We start from the raw sequence: 1,385 nt of genomic DNA on the forward strand, positions 1-1,385 counted from the left end.
GTCGGAAATTTTGTGGGCAGAACGGTGAATTGTCCTGCTAGTTTCCGGTTATCCGCTCACCGTAGAACAGGGCGAGCGTGTTGAGTATATCCTTCCATCCACTGACCTTTCCAGTGATGTTGGGCCGGTTCTTGATCGGGTTCCTGACAACCAGATAGAGCACCTTCAGCGCGGCCTGTTCGTTGGGGAAATGTCCACGCCGTCGGGTCGCTTGCCCGAACCTCGAATTCAGGCTTTCTATCGCGTTCGTTGTATAGACAAGTTTCCGGATGGGTGCCGGAAACTTGAGGAAGGGCGTGAATTGCTCCCAACTGTTGCGCCAGACCGCGATCATGGCGGGATATTTGGGTTCCCACTCGGCGGCGAACTCGTCGAAAAGAATTTCGGCGGCCTCGACCGTGGGTGCGGTGTAGATGGCGCGTAGTTCCGTAGTGATCTGGCTCCAGTACTTTCGTGAGCTGTATTTGAGACTCGCCCGTACGAGGTGGACCACGCACTGCTGGACATCGGCCAGCGGCCAGGTGTCGTTGATCGCCTCGGGGAGACCTTTGAGTCCGTCGCAGCAGACGATCATGACATCGGCAACCCCGCGATTACGCAGTTCACCGAGGATGCCGGCCCAATGTTTCGCGCCTTCTCCGCCCGTGCCGACCCACAACCCCAGCACGTCTCGCTCGCCGGTCAGGGTGACACCGACCGCCACGTAGACCGGCCTGTTCACCACCCGCCCGTCCCGGATCTTCACGAAAATTGCATCCACCAGCACGACCGGATACACGCGCTCCAGCGGCCGTGACTGCCATTCATTCATTTCATCGACCACCCGATCGGTGATCTTCGAAATCAACTCCCGTGAAACCTCCACCTCATAGATCTCCGACAGATGCTTCTGAATTTCTCCGGTCGTCAATCCCTTCGCATACAGGGAGATGATCGACTCATCGAAACCCTCCACACGCCGAGCATGCTTCGGAACCATCCTCGGCTCGAATTCCGAATTCCGATCCCGCGGCACATCGATCCGCACGGATCCGATATCGGTATGCACCGTCTTCTGTGAGCGCCCGTTCCGATGATTTCCATCCCCGCGAACCGGCTGGTCGCCCTTGGAATATCCGAGATGTTCGTCCATTTCGGCGTTCAGCGCGGTCTCCAGAACAGTTTTCGTGATCTGCGACAGCAAACCGCCCGGCCCGGCCAGCGACAATCCTTCTTTCCGGGCCTTATCCACCAACTCCTGGGCGATCCGGACATCCCAACCCTCCGTTGCCGACCGCTGCTCGGCCGCCGGCACCGATTCCTCCGACACGATGATCCCTTCCGCTGAAGCAAGCCGCCTCAGCCTCTCCGATCACCGCCCCACCCACAAGATCTCAGACAGTCCC

Annotated in this window: 1 protein-coding gene; it reads right to left on the minus strand. The window is 58.8% G+C overall.

Annotated elements, in window-relative coordinates; genetic code table 11:
* Nucleotides 1–37 precede the first annotated feature (37 nt).
* Nucleotides 38–1,309 (minus strand): IS256 family transposase, encoded by a 1,272-nt coding sequence (locus ON20_RS25920; RefSeq protein ID WP_040839674.1) that lies wholly within the window; start codon nucleotides 1,307–1,309, stop codon nucleotides 38–40.
* Nucleotides 1,310–1,385 lie beyond the last annotated feature (76 nt).

The sequence above is a fragment of the Nocardia brevicatena NBRC 12119 genome (genome assembly GCF_000308495.1).
In the GTDB taxonomy this organism is placed as follows: Bacteria; Actinomycetota; Actinomycetes; order Mycobacteriales; family Mycobacteriaceae; genus Nocardia; species Nocardia brevicatena.